The sequence below is a fragment of the Acidobacteriota bacterium genome (assembly GCA_028875575.1).
In the GTDB taxonomy this organism is placed as follows: Bacteria; Acidobacteriota; Terriglobia; order Versatilivoradales; family Versatilivoraceae; genus Versatilivorator.
The window spans coordinates 13,782-29,510 of record JAPPDF010000068.1 but is presented as its reverse complement, the minus strand read 5'-3'; the positions used below and the strand labels follow the sequence as shown (position 1 = coordinate 29,510).

The 15,729-nt window shown below is 61.2% G+C and carries 13 protein-coding genes; 7 read left to right on the top strand and 6 right to left on the bottom strand.

Annotated features, from left to right (window positions below; all coding sequences use genetic code 11):
• Window positions 1–194 precede the first annotated feature (194 nt).
• Both OXI69_10295 and OXI69_10290 read left to right on the top strand, forming a co-directional pair.
• Window positions 195–572: a hypothetical protein gene (locus OXI69_10295; protein ID MDE2666533.1), complete on the top strand. Its 378-nt coding sequence runs from the start codon at window positions 195–197 to the stop codon at window positions 570–572.
• Between the two features lie 19 nt (window positions 573–591).
• Window positions 592–750, top strand: coding sequence for a hypothetical protein (locus OXI69_10290; protein ID MDE2666532.1), 159 nt, complete (start codon window positions 592–594; stop codon window positions 748–750).
• 23 nt (window positions 751–773) lie between these two features.
• Here the strand turns inward: OXI69_10290 and OXI69_10285 are convergent, their stop codons facing one another.
• The 6 genes from OXI69_10285 to dprA form a co-directional block, all read right to left on the bottom strand.
• Window positions 774–1,937 (bottom strand): glycerate kinase, encoded by a 1,164-nt coding sequence (locus OXI69_10285; protein ID MDE2666531.1) that lies wholly within the window; start codon window positions 1,935–1,937, stop codon window positions 774–776.
• A gap of 78 nt (window positions 1,938–2,015) precedes the next feature.
• Window positions 2,016–3,227: a tRNA epoxyqueuosine(34) reductase QueG gene (gene queG, locus OXI69_10280; protein MDE2666530.1), complete on the bottom strand. Its 1,212-nt coding sequence runs from the start codon at window positions 3,225–3,227 to the stop codon at window positions 2,016–2,018.
• A complete protein-coding gene (locus OXI69_10275) occupies window positions 3,190–4,125 on the bottom strand; it encodes a tyrosine recombinase XerC (protein ID MDE2666529.1) in 936 nt (311 codons plus the stop codon). The genes queG and OXI69_10275 overlap by 38 nt, the downstream gene beginning before the upstream one ends.
• Window positions 4,126–4,250: 125 nt before the next feature.
• Complete coding sequence (gene trmFO / locus OXI69_10270) at window positions 4,251–5,564, bottom strand: methylenetetrahydrofolate--tRNA-(uracil(54)-C(5))-methyltransferase (FADH(2)-oxidizing) TrmFO (protein ID MDE2666528.1); 1,314 nt, start codon at window positions 5,562–5,564, stop codon at window positions 4,251–4,253.
• Window positions 5,565–5,632: 68 nt separating this feature from the next.
• Window positions 5,633–8,032: a type I DNA topoisomerase gene (topA, locus tag OXI69_10265; GenBank protein ID MDE2666527.1), complete on the bottom strand. Its 2,400-nt coding sequence runs from the start codon at window positions 8,030–8,032 to the stop codon at window positions 5,633–5,635.
• 64 nt (window positions 8,033–8,096) lie between these two features.
• Window positions 8,097–9,194 (bottom strand): DNA-processing protein DprA, encoded by a 1,098-nt coding sequence (dprA, locus tag OXI69_10260; protein MDE2666526.1) that lies wholly within the window; start codon window positions 9,192–9,194, stop codon window positions 8,097–8,099.
• A 258-nt stretch (window positions 9,195–9,452) separates the two neighbouring features.
• Here dprA and OXI69_10255 point away from each other — a divergent pair, with 258 nt between their 5' ends.
• The 5 genes from OXI69_10255 to OXI69_10235 all read left to right on the top strand — a co-directional run bounded on the left by OXI69_10255 (window position 9,453) and on the right by OXI69_10235 (window position 15,627).
• Window positions 9,453–10,394: a PLP-dependent cysteine synthase family protein gene (locus tag OXI69_10255; protein ID MDE2666525.1), complete on the top strand. Its 942-nt coding sequence runs from the start codon at window positions 9,453–9,455 to the stop codon at window positions 10,392–10,394.
• A gap of 234 nt (window positions 10,395–10,628) precedes the next feature.
• Window positions 10,629–11,054 (top strand): M67 family metallopeptidase, encoded by a 426-nt coding sequence (locus OXI69_10250; protein MDE2666524.1) that lies wholly within the window; start codon window positions 10,629–10,631, stop codon window positions 11,052–11,054.
• 123 nt (window positions 11,055–11,177) lie between these two features.
• A complete protein-coding gene (gene moeB / locus OXI69_10245; GenBank protein ID MDE2666523.1) occupies window positions 11,178–12,635 on the top strand; it encodes a molybdopterin-synthase adenylyltransferase MoeB in 1,458 nt (485 codons plus the stop codon).
• Between the two features lie 59 nt (window positions 12,636–12,694).
• Window positions 12,695–14,794: a PDZ domain-containing protein gene (locus tag OXI69_10240; protein MDE2666522.1), complete on the top strand. Its 2,100-nt coding sequence runs from the start codon at window positions 12,695–12,697 to the stop codon at window positions 14,792–14,794.
• Complete coding sequence (locus OXI69_10235) at window positions 14,791–15,627, top strand: hypothetical protein (GenBank protein MDE2666521.1); 837 nt, start codon at window positions 14,791–14,793, stop codon at window positions 15,625–15,627. Before OXI69_10240 ends, OXI69_10235 begins: the two co-directional genes overlap by 4 nt.
• Window positions 15,628–15,729 lie beyond the last annotated feature (102 nt).

Here is a 15,729-nt window from a genome sequence, read left to right as displayed (position 1 = left end):
GAGCGTAGCGGTCACTACGGTCGAGCGAGCATGGATGCGCTGAGGGGAAAAGGACAAGCCAGGGCGCGCCCAGCACATTCTGTACGCTGAAGACACCCAATAAAGCGCTGCAAGATGTTAATGACGAACACATTTCTACCCATTGCTCAGCGGCCTGGTGAGAAATGCGGGCTAGCCTGAAGGAATGTTGACCGATGGAATCCAGGTCCATTCAAGCAATTCTGATCGGTCTTGGGGGGGTCTTCTTCCCGGGGCTGGGACACCTGATTCTGGGGAAGTGGGTGCGCTCCCTTCTGTTTGCCTCTCCCATCCTGTTGTTGTTTGGCCTGGGGCTGAGTCTGGGGGGAAAGCTGCATACGCTGGCCGCCGAGCAGTTTATCGAATTCGTATTTCTCTTCGCCGACCTCGGAATCGGAATTCTGTACTTTCTGGCCAAGTACGGGGGCTACGGCGCCGGCAACCTGGAGAACCAGTCATTCGACTACGGGACGACCTATCTGGCCGTGGCCGGGTTGCTCAACCTGCTGGCCGCCCTCAACGCCTACGACATCGCCGTGGGCCGCAAACGCTGAAATGGTGATCTCACACTTTATGGCATTGGTGATTTTCGCTTTCTGCGTGTCGACAGTCTTTGCGCTCAGCAGCAAGGAAACCCCCCGCGAGCGGCTGCGTTACGGCATTTTCGTTTTCGTGATCTTTCTGGTGGTATCCCTGGGACTGGGGTGGCTGATGGCGCCCTTTCCACGCTGAGTCCCAGGGGGTCCGGTGACAGCTCAAGCTGAATCCAGGCCGAAACGGAGGAGCCGGGCCACCTGTTCCGACTGGGCTTCCAGGAGCTGGTCTGCATTTTGGATGGCTGCCTCGACCGTCACAGGCGAGGCGACAATGCTGAAGAGCGCGGTGAATCCCTGGTCGTACAAGCCACCCACGTCGCCGGCCACACTTCCGGCAATGCCGATCACGGGCACGCCGTGTTCCTTGGCAATCTTGGCCAGCATTCCGGGTCCTTTGCCAAAGGGCGTCTGGAAGTCGATCTGACCCTCTCCCGTAAAGGCAAGGTCCGCTTTCTTCACCTGCTCTTCGACCTTGAGCAGGTCGAACACCAGGTCGCTTCCTGGACTCAGCCGGGCTCCCAGCAGTCCCATGAACCCTCCGGCAATACCGCCCGCGGCGCCGCTTCCGGCAACCTGCGAGACATCCCGACCTGTCGTCTCCTGAATGAGCCGGCCCAGCTTGCCGAGGTATTGATCCAGCTTTCGAACCATGCCCGGGGTGGCTCCCTTTTGGGGGCCGAATACGGCCGCCGATCCCCTGGGGCCAACCAGGGGATTGTCCACGTCGCAGGCCACCAGGATCCGTGCCCGCTTGAGCAGGGCGTTGGTCTTGCCCATGTCGATCCGAGCGATCGACCTCAGGCCCATGCCGCCCCAACCGACCGGCCTGCCTCGACGATCGAGAAAGTCGATTCCCAACGCCTGCAGGGCGCCGATTCCCCCATCGACGGTGGCGCTTCCGCCGATGCCCAGGATGATATCCTGCACGCCGCGTTTGAGCGCGGCCTTGATCAACTGACCGGTGCCGTAGCTGGTGCACAGCATGGGATTGCGTTGTGAGGTCGGAACCAGGGCCAGGCCGGATGCCCTCGACATTTCAATGACGGCGGTCTTTCCGTCGCCCGTCAATCCATATTCGGCAAAAATCTTCTTCCCCAAGGGATCCAGGACCCGAGCCCGGAAGATTTTTCCACGGGTGCCCTCGACCACGGCTTCCAGTGTTCCGTCTCCGCCGTCGGCGATGGGCAGTTGTGTGATTCTGGAATTGGGAAGCACTCTGAAAAGCCCCCGAGAGATGGCTGCCGCCGCATCCATGGCGGACAGGCTCTCCTTGAAAGCGTTGGGGGCCACCAGGATGCGCAAGGATTTTCGAGAAGAAGACATGATTGGCCTCCAGGTTGGCGCGTCGGGGCATTATGGGTCCAGAGAGGGGAAAATACAATCCGGGGCGGGTCGGCAGATCTAACAAACAGCTGCCTGAGGATCGGTTGCTCTACGCGAAGGGTGGAACTCCAGGCGGTCCAGAGCCAGCCGGATTTCGCTTCTGACGCATGGATCGGATTCAGTCCTGGCCGCCTGCAGCAGCTCCGATCCAGCCTCCCGGCCGCCGATGCGGCCCAGGGCCCAGGCCCCGTGGCGCCTGACCAGGCTCTCCGGGTGATGAAGTGCGACCGTCAACGCGGGGACGGCCTCCGGAAGGCCGCTGTTGCCCAGCGCGATGGCCACGTTCCGCAGAAATCCGGCATAGCCGCAGCGCCGGATCGGACTGAGTCGAAATCGTTCGGAGAATTGGTGGCGGCTGATCCGCATCAGCTCCATCAGAACCGGCGCATGGTTCCCGGGTAAGGGGTAGAAGTCTTTCTCCTGGCTGGGCTGGGCAAACCGGTTCCAGGGACAGACGTCCTGGCAGTCGTCACAGCCAAAGATCCGGGTGCCGATCAGGGGCCGCAGCTCCAGGGGTACGGGGCCGCGCAGCTCGATGGTCAGGTAGGAAATGCACCGGCGGGAATCGACCACGTAAGGAGCCACGATCGCTCCGGTGGGACAGGCATCCAGGCAGCGCCGGCAGCTACCGCAGAAATTTCCGCTCTCCCGGGTTTCCGGAAGCTCGAGATCCAACAGGATCTCCCCCAGGAACAGCCACGATCCCCGATCCCGACTGACAAGGTTCGAGTGCTTGCCGATCCACCCCAGACCGGCCTTGTGTGCCCAGATCTTGTCCATCACCGGACCGGTGTCCGAATAGAACAGCCCATTGACCGGAGGCAACGCCTCGGCAATCCATCCGGCCAACTTCTTGAGTCGGGCCTTCAACAGGCGGTGGTAGTCCAGGCCCCAGGCATAGCGGGATATCTTGCCGTGGCGCGGGTTTTGGGAGTGGTCGAGCGGATGGTAGTAGTTGACGGCCACCGAAAGAACGGTCCTGACTTCGGCCAGAATCAGGGACGGGTCCTGGCGCTTGGCGGCATTCCTGCTCATCCAGTGCATTTCTCCCTGGTGGCCCAACTCCAGCCACTTCTCCATACCGCTCCGGGAACCCAGCGGAACGGCCCGGCTGAAGCCGACCTTGTCGAACCCCAGAGCCAGTGCCTTGGAACCGATCCGGTCCGCCAGCCGTGCCGACAGGCCTCCGGTTTCAGGCTTTGGTGTGAGCTCTAGGGTGGGCCTTGTCATATTGCTCCATCAAGTGGCCGATGCTGAGGTGTGTATAGCGTTGCGTGGTGGCGAGGCTCTTGTGTCCCAGGAGTTCCTGGATGGACCTCAAGTCGGCGCCCGAATTGAGCAGGTGGGTGGCGAACGAGTGCCGCAGTCCGTGCGGGCTGATCTTCTGGTTCAGGCGGTTGGAGCGCAGGGCCGACCTCAGGTGCTTTTCGACCAGGTAATGCACCGAGCGGGTGGTCAATCGCGAACCCCGCGCATTGAGGAAGACCGGCAGGCCCGGTTCGGCCGATTGGACCACGGGCTCCGAGCAGCGTTCCTCCAGATAGGCTCTGAGGGCCGCGTGGCATTTTTTCCCAAAAGGGACCAGGCGTTCCTTTTTCCCTTTGCCCCGAACCAGGATCAAGTCCTCCCCGAAGTCGATGTCGCCGATGTTGATGCCGGTGAGTTCGCTTACCCGCAGGCCGCAGGCATAGAGCAGCTCCAGGATGGCCCGGTCCCGCCGTCCCCCGGGCCGGGTGAGATCGGGGGTTTCAATCAGGGTCACACAATCCTCGATGGTCAGATAGTTGGGAATTTTCTGGGGCACCTTGGGTGACCGAATCAGCTTGGCCGGATTGTGGGGCAGAATCTGGCGCTGGCAGAGAAAGCGGCAGAAGGAGCGAATCGCCGAGATCTTGCGAGCAATGGACGATTTTTCGATTTTCTGCCAGTGCAGGTGGCCCAGGTACTCGCCAATGATCTGGGCGTCCAGTTCCTGGACGGAGAAGGGTTTCGGTTTGCCTTGGGAATCCTCCGTCCGAGTCAGATACTGGTGAAATTGCTGCAGGTCGCCAAGGTAGCCTTTCACCGTGTGTTCGGAGGCGTTGCGGCCCATCAGACTGTCGGCGAACTGTCGAATTTCCGCGTCCATCCCGTCACCTGACAACAACCGAGAAAGATCCCTTCCCCCCTCATCCTTCACCCTTCAAACTTCCACCCTTCAAACTTCAAACTTCATCCTTCAAACTTCAAACTTCACCCTTCAAACTTCAAACTTCAAAAAAGGCCGGCCGCCAACCGGGAGGTTTCCTTCAGGGCGATTTCGGTCTGAAGTCGACGTTTTTCCTTTCTGCCGATCCTGGCAGGGCCCTCCCGAAGCGGAGGAATGATGCCGAAGTTGATATTCTCGGGTTGAAAGTTCCTGGGGTCGGCGCTCACCAGGTAGTGCAACAGCGAACCGATGGCCGAGGCTCGAGGCCAGGACAGCAGCGGTTGGCCGATCGCGAAACGGGCGGCGTTGACTCCGGCCACCAGGCCGGTGGCGACGCACTCCACGTAGCCTTCGACTCCGGAAATCTGTCCGGCGAAGAACAGGTCCGGACGCTTGCGGGATTGCAGGGTGTCTTTCAGTTGAAGGGGTGCGTTGACGAACGTGTTGCGGTGGACCTGTCCCAGCCGGAGGAAACGGGCCCGTTCCAGGCCGGGAATCATGCGGAAGACCCGTTGCTGTTCTCCGAAGCGCAAATGGTTCTGAAAGCCGACCATGTTGTAGCTGTCGGCCTTCAGGGTTTCCTGTCTCAACTGCACGGCCGCATAGGGTCGACGGCCGGTCCTGGGATCGATCAGGCCGACCGGTTTCATGGGACCGAATCGAAGGGTATCGACCCCGCGGCGGGCCATCTCCTCGATAGGGAGGCAGCCTTCGAAATAGAGGCTCTTCTCGCATTGGTGGAGGGGCACAGATTCAGCATGGATCAGGGCCTGGTAAAAGGCCAGGTACTCTTCCCGATCGAGCGGGCAATTCAGGTAGTCGGCCCCTCCCTTGCCGTATCGGGACCCCCGATAGATCTTGTCGAGGTCGATGCTGTCCGTCTCCACGATGGGACTGATGGCATCGTAAAAATAGAGGTGGTCTTCTCCCATGAATTCTTGCAGGGATTGAGAGAGCGCCGGGGAAGTCAGGGGTCCGGTGGCCACAATGGCAGGGCCCTGCTCGGGCAGGTCCAGGACCTCCTCCCGAACGATTTCAATCCGGGGACAGGCCGCCAGAGCTTCGGTCACGGCCGCGGCGAACTGTTCCCGGTCCACCGACAGCGAGGCTCCACTGGGAACTCGGTGTCGATTGGCAAGCTCGATGAGCAGGGAATCCAGTGTCTTCAACTCCTCCTTGAGCAGCCAGGGGGCGGTGCCCGGCTGGTTCGATTTGAAGGAGTTGCTGCAGACGATTTCCGCCAGGTGGGGCGTCCTGTGGGCGAGCGTGGTTCGGGCAGGGCGCATTTCACACAGCCGCACGGGGAGTCCCCGCCGGGCAATCTGCCAGGCCGCCTCGGAACCTGCCAAGCCTCCACCGATGATCACGACTGGACTCATGAAGGATGAACCATTACCGGGGGGGATATCGGAACGGAGGTCCGAACTCACTGCCGGGCCGGGCCACCTCAGGCCATGGTTGCGGCCGACTCCTGGAAGTCGCAGGATTCATCATGGCAGTAGTGCAGTGTCCCTTGCTTCTTGGTCGTCTTCTCCAGGACAAAGCCGGAGCCGCACTGCGGGCAAGCCTTCTTGATCGGCTTGTTCCAGAGGACGAATCGGCACTCGGGATACTGGTCACACCCGTAAAATATCTTGCCGCGACGGGACTTCCGCTCAACGATTTCACCGCTGCAATCGGGCTGAGGGCAAGCGACTTCCAAGGTCTTTCTTCTCACGTACCGGCATTTGGGATAGTTGCTGCAGGCCGTAAACTCCCCATAACGCCCCGTTCTGACGGCCAGACGGTTGCTGCAACGGGGACAGTTGTCCTCCAGGAGTGTTTGCGCTGCCGGAGTTTGCCCCGAGCCGGTTGTTCCCAGCTTCCGGGTGGTCTTGCATTGCGGGTAGCCGGTGCAGGCCAGGAAGGGGCCAAAGCGTCCCTTTCTCAGGGCCATGGGCTTGCTGCAGTTCGGACAGGATTCCTGTGGGTCTTCTTCAGATTCCGCCGGGCCGTCCGGATCCCCGGTCTTGGCTAAAATCTCCCGGGTATACTTGCATTTCGGGAACCCGGTGCAGGCCACAAACCTTCCGTGTCGCCCCCACCTGATCACCAGGGATTTCCCGCACTGGTCACATTTCTCCCCGGTCTGTTCCTCCGTGACTTTCATCCGGTTCCGGGCCTGGTTGAGATCGGTGGCAAATTTTCCGTAGAAATCCTGCAACGCCTTGATCCACAGGATCTTGCCCTGCTCGATTTCGTCCAGCTCCTTCTCCATTCGGGCCGTGTACTGGATATCGAACAGATCGGCAAAACTGGCCACCAACAGATCGTTCACGACCAGGCCCAGATCGGTGGGCCGGAACCTGCCTTCTTTTCTGACCGTGTATTCGCGGTCTTGAATGGTGGTGAGAATGGCGGCGTAGGTGGAGGGGCGGCCAATACCCTTCTCCTCCAACGCTTTCACCAGGGTGGCCTCGGTGAAGCGGGGAGGAGGTTGGGTGAAGTGTTGCTTGGGCAAGAGTTTGTTCAGTTGAAGCACCTCGCCCCGGGTCAGGGACGGCAGGGTGGTGACAGACTCTTCCTCGGACTTGTCGTCCCGGCCTTCTTCATAGACTTTCAGGAAGCCGTCGAACTTCAGGACGGAGCCGGAAGCCCTGAATAGATAGGGCCCGGCTGCAACCTCCACCACGGTTTGGTCCAGTAGCGCCGCTTGCATCTGGGATGCCACGAACCGCTGCCAGATGAGCCTGTATAGTTTGAACTCGTCGCCGCTGAGGAATTCCCGGATCTCCTCGGGGCGACGTGCTGCCGAGGTGGGCCGGATGGCCTCGTGAGCATCCTGGGCATCCTTGCGGCTGCGGTAATACCTGGCCTTGGCGGGCAGATACTGTTTCCCGTAGTTCTGGGTAATGTAGGTTCGGACTTCGCCCAGGGCGTCATTGGAGACCCGAAGCGAGTCGGTGCGCATGTAGGTGATCAGGCCGACGCTGCCTTCCTGCCCCAGCTTGATCCCTTCATAGAGGCTTTGAGCTACCCGCATGGTCTTTTTCACAGGGAACCGCAGCTTGCGGGATGCCTCCTGCTGAAGTTTGCTGGTGATGAAGGGCGGCACAGGATTCCGCTTCTTTTCCTTGGTCGTGACGGTTTCAACGGTGAATGAGGCTCCAGCCAGGGCCTGGACGATCTCTTGCGCCTGTTCCTGGTTGTTGACCTCGATGTTCTTGCGCTTGAACTTCTGAAGGCGAGCGTCGAAGGGGGGAGGTTGCGAAGCCGAAAGATTGGCGGTGAGTGTCCAGTATTCCCTGGACTCGAAGGCCTCGATTTCTCTTTCGCGCTCGACGACCAATCTCAAGGCAGCCGTCTGAACCCGGCCCGCCGAGGTTCCGCGGCGGACCTTCTTCCATAGCAGCGGACTGATCTTGTATCCGACCAGGCGGTCGAGGATCCGCCTGGCCTGTTGGGCGTCCACCAGCCGGGAATCGATCTCCCCGGGACGATCGAAGGCCTGTCGAATGGCTTTTTGAGTGATTTCGTTGAAGAGAACTCGAAAGAATTTGCGATTGTTGTCGGACAAGGCTTCCGACAGATGCCAACCGATGGCTTCTCCCTCGCGGTCGGGGTCGGTGGCGATGTAGATGGAATCGACTCCACGGGCCGCCGACTTGAGGGCCTTGATCACCTTTTCCTTGCCTGGGATCAATTCATAGGTCGGCCGGAATCGGTTGTCCGGATCCACTCCCAGCTTTTTCTGGGGAAGATCCCGGACGTGTCCCATGGAAGCTTTGACACTGAAGTCCTTGCCGAGGTAGCGGTTGATGGTCCGGGCCTTGGCGGGGGACTCGACAATGACCAGTGACTTGGGCACGAGCGTTACCGATTCTCGAGGGTTGTGTCGCTCCGAGGCGCCCGCCCTCCAGCCGAGGACCAACTCACAGGCGCTTCAGAAAGGCTTTTCCGGGGAACTGTCGGATCCTGTCTTTCATCTCCAACTCAGACAGCGTGCACAAAAGTTCCGATGATGTCAACCGGGTCGATTCCAGCAGCTGATCGATGGGCATGGCCTGGTCGGCACTCAACGATTCCAGCACTGTCCGCTCATTTTCGGTCAACGTTTCCGACGGCGGCGGTCCGGTTGGGGCTTGCAGCCGCTCCTGGATAAACGGGGGCAGCTCCTCCGCGATGTCCCGCCAATCCTGCACCAGTTTGGCCCCCTGCTTGATCCACATGTTGGGTCCGTAGCTGGTTGTGGAGGTGATGTTTCCCGGCACGGCCAACACCTCCCGTCCCTGGTCCAGAGCCAGTCGGCTTGTGATGAGTGAGCCGCTGGATTGGTTGGCCTCCACCAGGCAGGTAGCCAGTGAGATGCCGCTGATGATGCGATTCCGTATGGGGAAGTTCTGCGGCAGGGGCCGGGTGCCGAGAGGAAACTCGGAGAGGATGCAGCCGTTGGCCCGTATCTGCCGGGCGAGGGACCGGTTTTCACGCGGATAAATGGAGTCGAGGCCGCTGCCCAGGACGGCCACTGTTTGTCCCTTGCCCCGCAATGCCCCCCGGTGGGAGGCGGTGTCAATGCCTCGCGCCAGTCCACTGGTGACCAGGAGTCCATGTTCCGCAAGATCGCAGGCGATCTTCTCGGCCGCATTGAGGCCGTAAGCGGTGGCCTTGCGGGAACCCACCATTGAAATCGAGGGAACGGCAAGGCACGAAAGGTCTCCGGAGGCGAACAGGACGATGGGTGGATCGAAAATTTCCTTGAGCAGGGAGGGGTATCGGGCATCTCCGAGGGTCAGCACGGTGACCTGGTGCTGGCGGCACTTTTGCAGCTCCCTTTCGGCTTGCAGGCGAAGCTGTCTTGAGGAGAGGGATCTGGCGATATCCCGGGAAAGGCCCAGGCGGTTGAGAGTGCCGGGGGCTGCCTGGACCACCGCCCGGGGCGATCCCAGGGCAGCCATCAGCCGGTGGGCGCCCCGGCAGCCCAGTCCCTGTACCGAGGTCAGCATCAGGCAGGAGAGCGTGTCTTCGTCCATCCGGGTGGGCCTTCGGAATTCGATAGCGGTCTCGACCTGGGAGACAGAGTCCTGCCTCACCGGCGCAGCTTGCCGCCGGCAGAAAAACAACGATTTTTCGAGGGAGATTTGCCGTCGTGGAGGGAGTGAGACGGACGGAAGTATATCAGAGGACACTGCCTCGGGGGGAGATTGTGAAGCAGTGGCGATCATGTTAGTCTACGGGGCTGCGGAAGTCGGTGGTGGATTGCAGTCGAGCGACGGGTCAAGGTGCTGTCCATGGAGTGCAAGACTCTGGAAGCCGGTGGAGCAACGGCCGTTCTGGATACGATCGGCAACACTCCTCTGATTCCCCTTAAGCGGGTGTGGGGAGGTGCACCCGATGTGGCCGTCTATGCCAAGGCGGAGTGGTTCAATCCCGGGGGTTCGATCAAGGACCGTCCCGCGCTCGAGATGATCGAACAGGGGGAGCGCTCCGGCAGGCTCAAGCCGGGCAAGGTCCTGCTGGACGCCACCTCCGGGAACACCGGGATTGCCTATGCCATGATCGGGGCGGTGAGGGAGATTCCGGTGCGTTTGGCCATGCCGGAAAACGTGACCCCGGAACGACTCAAGATCTTGCAGGCTTATGGTGCCGAACTGGTCTTGACCAGCGGCAGAGAGGGCTCCGACGGAGCCATTCGGGCAGCCAAGAAACTGTACTCGGAAAACCCGGACCTGTATTTCTATCCGGACCAGTACGGCAACCCGGCCAATTGGCAAGCTCATTACCGAAGCACCGCCGTGGAAATCTACGAGCAAACCGCCGGGCGGGTGACCCATTTCGTGGCCGGGCTCGGCACCAGCGGCACCTTTGTGGGAACCACCCGCAGGCTCAAGGAGTTCGATCCGGGCGTCGAGTGTATCGCCATGCAGCCGGATTCGCCTCTGCACGGCCTGGAGGGGATGAAGCACATGCCTTCCTCCATTGTCCCGCCCATCTACAATGCCGAATTGGCCGACAGGCATTTGGAGGTGTCCACCGAAGCAGCTCAGGAGATGGTTCGCCGGCTGGCCCGGGAAGAGGGGCTTCTGGTTGGTATCTCGGCGGGAGCCAACGTGGTGGCGGCTGTCGAGATCGCCAGGAACCTGGACGCCGGGGTTGTGGTGACGGTGCTGTGCGACGGGGGCATGAAATACTTGAACGAGCGGTTCTGGGGAGTCGGCAAGGGTGGCAATTAACCCGCATTTCTCACCAGGGGGCGTGATCATGGCGCAGGCATTTTCCCTTCAGCGCGTGCTCGCGAGCGAAGAGCGTAGCGGTGACTACGGTCGAGCGAGCATGGATGCGCTGAAGGGAAAAGGACAAGCCAGGGCCCGCCCAGCGCCGTGTGTAGGCTGAAGACTCCATACAAAGCGCCGCAAGATGTTAAACACGAGTACTTTACTACCGTAGGCGATGCGGCCTGGTGAGAAATGCGGGTTAAGCTCAAACGGGAGCACCCTGGGGCCATCGAGGCCCATGGGGAGGCCACCTATCCCAGGGAGTGTTGCGGCTTGATGCTGGGGAGGTTGGTTCAGGGAGACAAGCACATCCTGGAATTGCTGCCTGCCGAGAATGCGCGGAAAGAGAGCGACCAGCATAATCGATTTCTGATTTCTCCGCGAACCATGTTCGAGGCCGAGAGACGCGCTCGGGAAAACGGGATGGATGTTCTGGGCTTCTACCACTCCCATCCCAATGCCGAGGCCCGACCCTCTCGGTTCGATCTGGATCATGCCTGGCCCTTCTACTCCTACCTCATTGTCTCGGTCACTCAGGGAAGGGCAGGGGCCATGACCTGCTGGAGGTTGGCCGACGACCGGTCCCGTTTCAGTCCGGAGGAGATCGAAGCCGGCTGAGCCGGGCCGCATTGCCGGCCGGGCCCGTACGGATGCATAATTTCATACCCTGCCCGGCGACCTGGCCGGAAATGCGGGCTATACTATGTCAGCGAGTGAGGGGACTAGTCTTTAGGAGGAGAAATGGCTTTGAAGGTGCTCCTGCCGGTTGCGCTGCGGCATCTCACGGGCAATCGGGATGAGGTGGAACTGAACGGCGATTCCGTGGGTGAGGTGATCGATGGACTGGTCCGGTGTTTTCCCGAGCTCAAGCCACATCTGCTGAACGATGAGGGGCAGGTCCGCAACTTTGTCAACGTCTACATCAACGACGAGGACGTCCGATATCTGCAGGGAGACCGGACACCGGTGAAGGAAGGAGACGTCGTGAGCATCGTGCCCTCCATCGCCGGTGGCAACCTTCCTGCCGTCGAGGTTGCTTCGGAGAGCCTGGACCTCAGCCAGGATGAGATCCAGAGATACAGCCGGCACCTCATCATGCCTGAAGTCGGCATGGAGGGCCAAAAGAAGCTGAAGGCCGCCAAGATCCTGCTTGTCGGGACCGGGGGGCTCGGGGCTCCGCTGGGCCTCTATCTTTCGGCCGCAGGCATTGGAACGCTGGGGTTGGTCGACTTCGACACCGTCGATTTCAGCAACCTTCAGCGGCAGGTCATCCACGGCACCAAGGATGTGGGTCGCCCCAAGCTGGACTCCGCCCGGGAGAAGATCCTGGATATCAATCCCAACGTCCGGGTGGAGACCTACGAAGTCATGCTGACTTCCGACAACGCCCTGGACATCGTTGCCGCATACGACATCGTGATCGACGGAACCGACAACTTCCCCACCCGCTACCTGGTGAACGACGCCAGCGTTCTGCTGAAGAAGCCCAACGTCTACGGGAGCATCTTTCGGTTCGAGGGCCAGGCATCCGTGTTCGACGCCAGGCTGGGACCCTGCTACCGCTGCCTCTATCCGGAGCCACCTCCTCCGGGACTGGTCCCCAGTTGCGCCGAGGGGGGCGTTCTGGGAATTCTTCCCGGAATCATCGGGCTGGTTCAGGCCACCGAAGCCGTCAAGTTGATTCTGGGCAGTGGCCGGTCGCTCGTCGGTCGTCTGATTCTCTACGATGCGCTGCAGATGAAGTTCCGGGAATTGAAGCTGCGAAAGAATCCGAAGTGTCCGCTCTGTGGAGACCATCCAACTATCAAGGCCTTGATTGATTACCAACAATTTTGCGGCATTTCGCCTCAGGCTGCGGCCGGGGCGGCTGAGCCGGAGGAGTTCGACGAAATGACACCCAAGGAACTCAAGCACGTGCTCGACAACGGGGGAACTCCCGTCATTCTGGATGTTCGGGAACCCCATGAGTATGACATCTGCCGGCTCCCCGGCTCCGTTCTGATCCCGCTGGGGCAACTGGGCCAACGCATGGACGAGTTGAATTCCGATGACGAAATCGTGGTCCATTGCAAGCTGGGGGGACGCAGCGCCAAGGCCGTGGAACAGATGCAAAAGGCAGGCTTTTCCAATGTGAAGAATCTCACTGGAGGTATCGACCGCTGGTCTCAAGAGGTGGATCCTTCCGTGGCCAGGTACTGATCCGGGAAGCCGCCGGTGGAGGTCGAGGCAGCAGTGGGTGGAAGGCCGGGAGGGGCTGCATGATTTATCGAAGCAAAAAGGGAATCTCAGGGCTGATTGGGCTGTTGGTGTTGACACTGTTGGCTTCCCCCGGGGCCGCGGCGGACCCGAACAGGGGGAGGGGGATCGAGCAGCAGATCCGGCAGGCCATCGATGCCGTCTATCCGGCGCTGGTTCAAATCTATGTGTTGTCTCTGCGTCACGGAGGAGGGAGAGGGCGGAAGTTCGAGTCCACCGGGAGCGGAGTGATCATCTCCCGGGAGGGCTACGTCATCACCAACCACCACGTGGCTGGAAAGGCGACCTCGATTCGCTGCGTCCTCTCCACTCGGGAAGAGGTGGAAGCCGAACTGGTGGGGACCGATGCCCTGGCCGATATTGCCGTGATCAAGCTGGACCTGTCGTCCCGGGGTCCCGACGCCGAGCCTCTGCCGATCGCCCGGTTCGGCAGCTCGGAGGCCCTCGCGGTGGGAGAACCGGTCCTGGCCATGGGGTGTCCGCTGGCCATCTCGCAGTCGGTGACCCGCGGTGTGGTTTCCAACAAGGACATGATGATTCCGAAGCGCATGAGCGCACCCTTGCGGCTGGATGGCGAGAACGTCGGATCTCTGGTCAAGTGGATCGGACACGACGCCGGCATTTTCCCTGGAAACTCCGGAGGGCCTCTGGTGAATCTGCGGGGTGAGATCGTGGGTATCAACGAAATCGGTCTCGGCCTGGGAGGCGCCATCCCCAGCGAGTTGGCCCAACCGGTCTCCCGGGAATTGATCGAGCATGGCCGGGTGCGCCGGTCCTGGGTCGGCGCCGGCTTTCAACCGCTATTGAAGAACGGCAACACGGCCACGGCGGACCAGGGGGCGCTGGTATCGGGAGTGCTGCCGGGCTCTCCGTCGGACCGGGCCGGACTCCGAGCCGGAGACATCCTGTTGAGCATTGACGGCGATCCGGTCCGCGTCAAGTTCGAGGAGGAAATGCCGGGCCTGATTCGGCGCCTGCTCTCCAAGCCGGTCGGTGCGCCCATGCGGGTGAACGTCAGGCGGGGAAAGGAAGACCTTTCCTTGAGCATTACTTCCGAATTGCGCGATGACGCCAGGGGCAGGGAGGTCGAGGCCAGGGAATGGGGTGTCACCCTCAGGCGTTTGACCCGGCTGGAATCCAAGGAGTTGCGTCGACCGAGTCCGGAAGGGGTGCTGGTCAGCAGCATTCGACCCGGGGGCGCGGCAGACAAGGCCGTGCCCCGTCTGAGGCCGGGCGACGTCATCTTGGAGATCGACGGAAAGGCAGTGAAGGGAGTCGGCGCCTTCAATCGATTGACCGGTGAGATCTGTCGCGACCAGCAAGATCCCGTCCCGGTGGTGGTTGCCTTCGATCGTCGTTCCGAGCGCCTCCTGACCCTGGTGGAAGTGGGTCTGAGGCGGCCGCAAAGGCCCCCGGCCGAAGCCAGAAAGGCCTGGCTGCCGGTGGCGACGCAAGTGCTGTCACGCAAGCTGGCCAAGGCCCTCGACCTTCGGGGCAAGAAGGGAGTGAGGATTACCCAGATCTATCCCGGCAGTTCCGCCGAAGCTGCCGGCTTCCAGGTGGGAGACATCCTGACTCATGTGGACTCCCAGCTCATTGAGGCCTCGGAGCCCCAGGACGCCGAGGTTTTCAAGACCATGATTCGCGCCTACCGGGTCGGCAGCCGGGCCGAATTCACCGTGATACGGTCGGGAGAGACCAGCACTCTGAGCGCTGAATTGGTATCCATGCCCACTCCGGAAGGAGAGTTGCCGGTTTACGAGGACCTCCTTTTCGAATTCAAGGCCCGAGACATCTCCTACCTCGACCGCATTGCCAATCGATGGTCGGATGAGGAGAGCGGCGCATTGGTCTCTCAGGTGGACGCCGGAGGGTGGGCTGCAGTGGCCGGGTTGAAGGCTCGAGATCTCATCAAGGCAGTGGATCACCAGGAAGTCACGGGGGTTCAGGATCTGGAAGCCCGACTGGAGGCCGCCGGCAACGGGAAGCCGCCCAACATCCCGCTGTTTGTCAAGCGGGGCATTTATACGCTTTTTCTGGAGTTGCAACCCAACTGGAGTCGGGGCAATGGCGCCGCTCCGTTGGATGGAGCGGAGCCATGATCCACCTCGCCGTTCGGCTGAAATACTGCTTGCATCCGGTCATCGGGTTACTGCTGGCCGGTTTGGCGCAGGCTGCCGATATCCGGGAAACAGCCCGATCCGTTGCGGAGCAATCGAAGGGCGCGCTGGTCACGGTGCGGGTCGTTATGGGCATCAAGTTTTCCATCCGAGGCCAGAGCCGGGACCAGGAGCGCAAGATAGAAGCCAACGGCACGGTCATCGACGCCTCGGGGCTGACCGTCGCATCGGCCGCGGCGTTGGATCCAACCATCGTGATGCGGGCCACCACGCGAGCCGACATCAAGTCGGAGTTCAAGGAGACCACGCTCATTCTGGATGACGGAACCGAGGTGGATGCCGAGGTGATCCTGAAGGACAGCGACCTGGACATGATCTTCATCAAGCCGCGCGAGGCCGCGGACTCCTTCAAGGCGGTGGCATTGGAGACAAACGGGCGCCAGCCTCGGATTCTGGATCAGGTATTTGCGGTGGGGCGTCTGGGCAAGATCGGCAATCGGGCCATCCGGCTGCACCTGGGCCGGGTGGAGGCCTTGGTGAAGGGGCCGCGCCCATTCTACGTCTGCGACGCTTCTCTCTCCGCCAACCTGGGCTGTCTCGTCTACGATTCCCGGGGGGCGCCGCTGGGCATTCTCGTTACCAAGCAAAATCCGGCCGCCATGGCCCGCGGCGGTTCCCGCCTGAGCGGCAATCAATTGATCCTGCCCATCCTGCGAACCATGGAAGACCTGGTCGAGATGGCCGGACAGGCCCGCGAGGCTCAGGCCAAGTCGCAAGACGAGTCGGCCGGCGACGAGTCTCCGTCCGATCGGTAGTCCAAGCCATTTGCGCAATTCGCTAGCGGTGTATTGACTCCTTCCCCCTTTTTCCCTGGGCCCACACAAGCTCGGTCGACTGTGGATGGCTGCGGCGCTTCT

What these genes read in the sequence shown, in the direction of transcription:
- OXI69_10295 (MDE2666533.1), top strand. Translation starts at nt 195, where the DNA reads ATGGAATCCAGGTCCATTCAAGCAATTCTGATCGGTCTTGGGGGGGTC.
- OXI69_10290 (MDE2666532.1), top strand. Translation starts at nt 592, where the DNA reads ATGGCATTGGTGATTTTCGCTTTCTGCGTGTCGACAGTCTTTGCGCTC.
- OXI69_10285 (MDE2666531.1), bottom strand. Translation starts at nt 1,937, where the DNA reads ATGTCTTCTTCTCGAAAATCCTTGCGCATCCTGGTGGCCCCCAACGCT.
- queG (MDE2666530.1), bottom strand. Translation starts at nt 3,227, where the DNA reads ATGACAAGGCCCACCCTAGAGCTCACACCAAAGCCTGAAACCGGAGGC.
- OXI69_10275 (MDE2666529.1), bottom strand. Translation starts at nt 4,125, where the DNA reads ATGGACGCGGAAATTCGACAGTTCGCCGACAGTCTGATGGGCCGCAAC.
- trmFO (MDE2666528.1), bottom strand. Translation starts at nt 5,564, where the DNA reads ATGAGTCCAGTCGTGATCATCGGTGGAGGCTTGGCAGGTTCCGAGGCG.
- dprA (MDE2666526.1), bottom strand. Translation starts at nt 9,194, where the DNA reads ATGGACGAAGACACGCTCTCCTGCCTGATGCTGACCTCGGTACAGGGA.
- OXI69_10255 (MDE2666525.1), top strand. Translation starts at nt 9,453, where the DNA reads ATGGAGTGCAAGACTCTGGAAGCCGGTGGAGCAACGGCCGTTCTGGAT.
- OXI69_10250 (MDE2666524.1), top strand. Translation starts at nt 10,629, where the DNA reads ATGCGGGTTAAGCTCAAACGGGAGCACCCTGGGGCCATCGAGGCCCAT.
- moeB (MDE2666523.1), top strand. Translation starts at nt 11,178, where the DNA reads ATGGCTTTGAAGGTGCTCCTGCCGGTTGCGCTGCGGCATCTCACGGGC.
- OXI69_10240 (MDE2666522.1), top strand. Translation starts at nt 12,695, where the DNA reads ATGATTTATCGAAGCAAAAAGGGAATCTCAGGGCTGATTGGGCTGTTG.
- OXI69_10235 (MDE2666521.1), top strand. Translation starts at nt 14,791, where the DNA reads ATGATCCACCTCGCCGTTCGGCTGAAATACTGCTTGCATCCGGTCATC.